The sequence below is a fragment of the Rouxiella silvae genome, from assembly GCF_002093625.1.
GTDB classification, from domain to species: domain Bacteria; phylum Pseudomonadota; class Gammaproteobacteria; order Enterobacterales; family Enterobacteriaceae; genus Rouxiella; species Rouxiella silvae.
Genome location: NZ_MRWD01000114.1, coordinates 1 through 4,424 on the forward strand (window position 1 = coordinate 1; position 4,424 = coordinate 4,424).

A 4,424-nucleotide genomic window follows, 5' to 3' on the forward strand; every position below is an offset into this window, starting at 1 on the left:
AAGAAAAACAATTCATAAACTAATTATCAGGCCAGCTATATAAATCGAGGTGAATTCATTCAATGATAAGTATGGATAACACCACGATTAGGCTGACTGAATTTTTAACGACCCGGACCGCCGCCGTGCCAACCGCCGCCGCCACCACCATGGCCACCGCCGCCACCAGGGCCCCAGAACGGTGGGAATAAACAGCCGCTTAGGCTGCAGGCGACCAGAGCTACAGTAACAAATGCCAATATACGACGCATAATAATTATTCCTTTGTTTGATTAAACAGTTCGATTATAGATAAAACAATAAATAACTGTTGTCAGACTAACGTTAAGAGATGTTAGCGCAGTTATGAAAGCTGAATATTATTTACGCAAGACTCTGCTGATTTATTTCTGCGGGGTAATATATGTTGTCTTATTGTAAGGTCGTTGCAAGTAATCTGAAAATCTCTTTTATTCTCATGGTAAGCTATAATTCCCCTTGATATAAAAAACACGTAGAACAATAAAATTAAGGTGAATATTTTGAAAAAATCTCATTTGATGCTGTGCATAGCTCTGGCCCTTCCTGCCGTTGGACTAATGCATGCTGCGCAGGCTAATGTCTCTGTCGATGTGAATGTTCCAGGTGCATCAATTCACATCGGTGATAAAAATAACCGTGGTGATTACTGGGATGGATACGACTGGCGTACCCCTCAGTGGTGGCGCGAGCACCAGAACAAACGCATGGGCGAGCGCAATAATCGCGGCATGTACTGGCACGGCAACCGTTGGGAGTCTGCTCCACCGCCTAAACACAATGGCGGTAACCCCCCTCATCAGCAGCCAGAACATCATGAACAGCACAGCGAGCCTAATCACGGTCAGCAAGGCCACGGTCCTCAGGGTAACGGTCCGCAGGCCAATCAGGGGCACGGACAGCCAGTGCCTCCTAACGGTCAGCATAACTAATCGTATAACTTATACCGCGTTTATCCCCTTACAAGCTGCCGCATTCCGATGCGGTGGCTTTTTTTCATATTTTTCAAAGCTCCCCTGCATTGAACCTTCAAATATGGCGTTAACCTGAGAGAAGCTGATCCCAGGATATTTTCGCTAGCGTGCGCAATTTCAACAGTCTTGTTCGCTATTCTCAATGATTGACGCGCTTGTCTTAACGACTCTGCTGTTGATGCAAATGATAGTTTCCCCATAACTGGCTGAATTTAAGGTTTATTAGGGAAAGTTGATGATGAAGGGAAACATTAAATTATTGGCGTTACTGATTGGTGCAACGTTGAGCGGCTCGGCATTGGCGTCGACTCCGGACGTTGCAAAAATCCCTAACCAAAACGAAAAAGCACAATCCCATTATATTTTTAACGAAAAAACTGGCGATCTTATCAGCTATGACAACGCGCGTTCGACGTTGGCCGAAGGTAACTATGTCAGGCAGCAGCATCTTGGCGGCCTCTTCTCATGGGAGGTCAGCATGGATAATGGCGATTTGCTCAACGCAATGAATGAAGGATTAGAGAATCGACCTTTCACTCCAAAAGGGTATGAGAGTGGGCATACCTATCAAAAAGACGATATCGTCAAATCGCAAGGAAAATACTATCAGTGCAAGGTTACAGGTTGGTGTGGCCAAGTAGGAACTGACAGTTATTATGCGCCAGGAGCAGGCCTTTACTGGCAGCAGGCGTGGGAAAGAGTATAGGTAGCAGGATACGTTCACCTCCCTGAAACGTTAATATCTCTGGGTTCTGTCCACCACAGAGCCCGATTATTTTGAATCGTCGCCATGTCTGTTAAACACATCGTTTATTCGCAGCCTATAAGCCTATAGAGTTAACTGCTTAATCTGGGTAGGATAATCATTCTGGTGATCGGGATGCAATCTGATACTTACTCGCTTATGCAACAGGACGTCGCTGCTCTATGTCATCGCTTCCAACATTTACCCAGCTGGAACAGCAGCACAAAAGCCGCGATGGTCGGCGCTTGCTGATACTTTCATTGCTGCTAATCCTGATTTTAATCTTCAGCCTGTGTGCGGGCGACAGTTGGATCTGGCCCAGTGAATGGTTAACCCCTTCAGCTAAACTCTTTATTTGGGAGATTCGTCTTCCGCGTGCGCTGGCCGTAATACTGGTTGGGGCAGGGCTTGCCGTTTGCGGTGCCGTAATGCAGTCACTGTTTGAAAATTCATTGGCCGAACCGGGACTGCTGGGCGTTGCCAGCGGGGCGGGCGTGGCGTTAGTACTCTGTGTGATGTTCGGTCACGGCCTGCTTCCAGTGTGGATGATGAGCCTAGCCTCGGTTTGTGGTGCACTGCTCGTCACGGTTCTTTTGCTCTATTATGCACGCAGGCGCTTTTTCAGCCATTCACGACTGCTGCTGGTGGGCGTGGCGATTGGCATTATCTGCAGCGCTATCATGACCTGGGCAGTGTATTTTAGTTCGAGCCTTGATTTGCGTCAGCTAATGTACTGGATGATGGGCGGCTTTGGCGGTATTGATTGGCGCCAATCCTGGCTGGGTGCATTGATGCTCCCCGCACTTGTCTGGCTTTGTTGGCAGGGTCGTTCGCTTAATCTATTGGCGCTTGGCGTAAATCAGGCACGGCAGCTTGGTCTTCCCGTCGTTATGTGGCGCAATGTGTTGGTGCTGGCAATGGGGTGGATAGTCGGCATTAGCGTTGCCTTGGCCGGTGTTATTGGTTTTGTTGGCTTGGTGATCCCCCATCTTTTGCGCCTGACCGGCATCACCGATCAACGCCGTCTGTTGCCTGCCTGTGCATTGGCCGGGGGCTGTGTTCTGCTGCTGGCGGACGTGATTGCGCGCATCGCTCTTTATTCAGCCGAGCTGCCGGTTGGCGTGGTCACCGCCGTGTTAGGCGCACCCCTGTTTATTTGGCTGCTGACGCGGGCCGAACGGGCCGATTAGCCTGCAATTTGCAGCTTTTAACTCAGAATTTACTCTCATCATCGTTCTTAACCGAACCCCGACAATAGGATATGACTCATGAGTAACGCGATTTATGCAACCCCTTTGACCACCATCGATGGCAAATCCACCACCCTTGGCGAGTACGAAGGTAAAGTTGTATTAGTGGTTAACGTAGCCTCACAGTGTGGACTGACCAAGCAGTATGAAGGATTGGAAAATCTCTATCAGACTTGGCACGCACAGGGATTTGAAGTTCTGGGATTCCCTTGCAACGAGTTTGGTGCTCAGGAGCCGGGTACGGAAGAAGAGATCCAGACTTTCTGCACCACTCAGTTTGGCGTTAAATTCCCAATGTTCAGTAAAATTGAAGTTAACGGCGAAGGGCGTCATCCTTTATATTCGGCGTTAATTGCGCAAAAACCACAGGCAATCAAGCCAGAAGGCAGCGAATTTTATCAACGTTTGGCCAGCAAAGGCCGCGAGCCGCTGAAAGCAGAAAACATTCTGTGGAATTTCGAGAAGTTCCTGATTGGGCGCGATGGCGAAGTTATCCAGCGTTTTGCGCCTGATATGACGCCTGAAGATGTTCTGTTGACCGATGCCGTAAAACAGGCTGTACAAAAATAATCAGCAGTATGAAAAGGGCGGCATTATTTCCGCCCTAAAGTTTTTGAACGCTGCAAATAAATGGTTCGTTTATGCTGCAATTAAATCAACTGAATGTTGTTTCACGTTTTGTACCTTTCACTGCAAAAGTGTCACCGGGAACACGTGTTCATATTATTGGGCCTAACGGCGCAGGAAAGAGCAGCCTTTTGGCAAGTATTGCCGGTATGTTAAATGCTGAAGGTGAGGTTTCAATTGCGGGCCAATTAATCAGCAGTCTTTCTGGTCGAGAGCTCTCGCGACTTCGCAGCTATTTATGCCAGCAATATTTACCTCTTTCGGCCATGCCTGTATTCCAATATTTATCGTTGCATCAACCGGCAGAGGTTAACTCCGCGCAGCTTGAAAAAACGTTAATGATGTTATGTGAACCACTGCATCTGGAGGATAAACTTTCCAAGCCGGTGACGCAGCTTTCTGGGGGAGAATGGCAGCGCGTTCGACTGGTCGCAACGCTGTTACAAGTGTGGCCCACGTTGAATCCACAGGGGACACTTTTATTGCTTGATGAACCCGCGACGGGTCTCGATATTGCACACCAGCTCGCTATTGATCTGATCGTCAACGAATTTTGCGCGATGGGCGGCATTGCCATTATCAGCGATCATGACCTGAATCACACGCTACATCAGGCGTCTCAGGTTTGGCTGATGTCAAAAGGTGAGGTCATTGCGGCAGGATCTTGTGAGGCGGTTTTAAACCCCGCTAACCTTGCGCCGGTATACGGTGTTTCATTCCAGCTACATCAATTTTCAGGAAAACCGTGGATTATCGCCTCTTAATGTCACAAATTTAAAAAAATAAATAATTTCATTGCTATGTTATTTG

Annotated in this window: 6 protein-coding genes; 5 read left to right on the forward strand and 1 reads right to left on the reverse strand. The window is 48.1% G+C overall.

The features are described 5' to 3' along the window. Positions 1 to 104 precede the first annotated feature (104 nt). Positions 105 to 251 carry a hypothetical protein gene (locus BS639_RS25030; RefSeq protein ID WP_173882133.1) on the reverse strand — a complete coding sequence of 49 codons (147 nt, stop codon included), beginning with the start codon at positions 249 to 251 and terminating at the stop codon, positions 105 to 107. Positions 252 to 521: 270 nt separating this feature from the next. Between BS639_RS25030 and BS639_RS24505 the strand changes: the two genes are divergently transcribed. The 5 genes from BS639_RS24505 to btuD all read left to right on the forward strand — a co-directional run bounded on the left by BS639_RS24505 (position 522) and on the right by btuD (position 4,378). After that, complete coding sequence (locus tag BS639_RS24505) at positions 522 to 950, forward strand: DUF2502 domain-containing protein (protein ID WP_055770095.1); 429 nt, start codon at positions 522 to 524, stop codon at positions 948 to 950. A 277-nt stretch (positions 951 to 1,227) separates the two neighbouring features. Beyond that, positions 1,228 to 1,698 carry a glycosyl hydrolase family 18 protein gene (locus tag BS639_RS24510; RefSeq protein ID WP_084984643.1) on the forward strand — a complete coding sequence of 157 codons (471 nt, stop codon included), beginning with the start codon at positions 1,228 to 1,230 and terminating at the stop codon, positions 1,696 to 1,698. Positions 1,699 to 1,919: 221 nt separating this feature from the next. Then, complete coding sequence (gene btuC / locus BS639_RS24515; RefSeq protein ID WP_055770101.1) at positions 1,920 to 2,927, forward strand: vitamin B12 ABC transporter permease BtuC; 1,008 nt, start codon at positions 1,920 to 1,922, stop codon at positions 2,925 to 2,927. Between the two features lie 78 nt (positions 2,928 to 3,005). Further along, complete coding sequence (locus BS639_RS24520) at positions 3,006 to 3,557, forward strand: glutathione peroxidase (protein WP_055770104.1); 552 nt, start codon at positions 3,006 to 3,008, stop codon at positions 3,555 to 3,557. A gap of 71 nt (positions 3,558 to 3,628) precedes the next feature. After that, complete coding sequence (btuD, locus tag BS639_RS24525) at positions 3,629 to 4,378, forward strand: vitamin B12 ABC transporter ATP-binding protein BtuD (RefSeq protein WP_084984644.1); 750 nt, start codon at positions 3,629 to 3,631, stop codon at positions 4,376 to 4,378. Positions 4,379 to 4,424: the final 46 nt, after the last annotated feature.

Bases quoted from the DNA above. Each gene is read 5' to 3' on its own strand.
- BS639_RS25030 (WP_173882133.1), bottom strand. From the start codon at position 251: ATGCGTCGTATATTGGCATTTGTTACTGTAGCTCTGGTCGCCTGCAGC.
- BS639_RS24510 (WP_084984643.1), top strand. From the start codon at position 1,228: ATGATGAAGGGAAACATTAAATTATTGGCGTTACTGATTGGTGCAACG.
- btuC (WP_055770101.1), top strand. From the start codon at position 1,920: ATGTCATCGCTTCCAACATTTACCCAGCTGGAACAGCAGCACAAAAGC.
- BS639_RS24520 (WP_055770104.1), top strand. From the start codon at position 3,006: ATGAGTAACGCGATTTATGCAACCCCTTTGACCACCATCGATGGCAAA.
- btuD (WP_084984644.1), top strand. From the start codon at position 3,629: ATGCTGCAATTAAATCAACTGAATGTTGTTTCACGTTTTGTACCTTTC.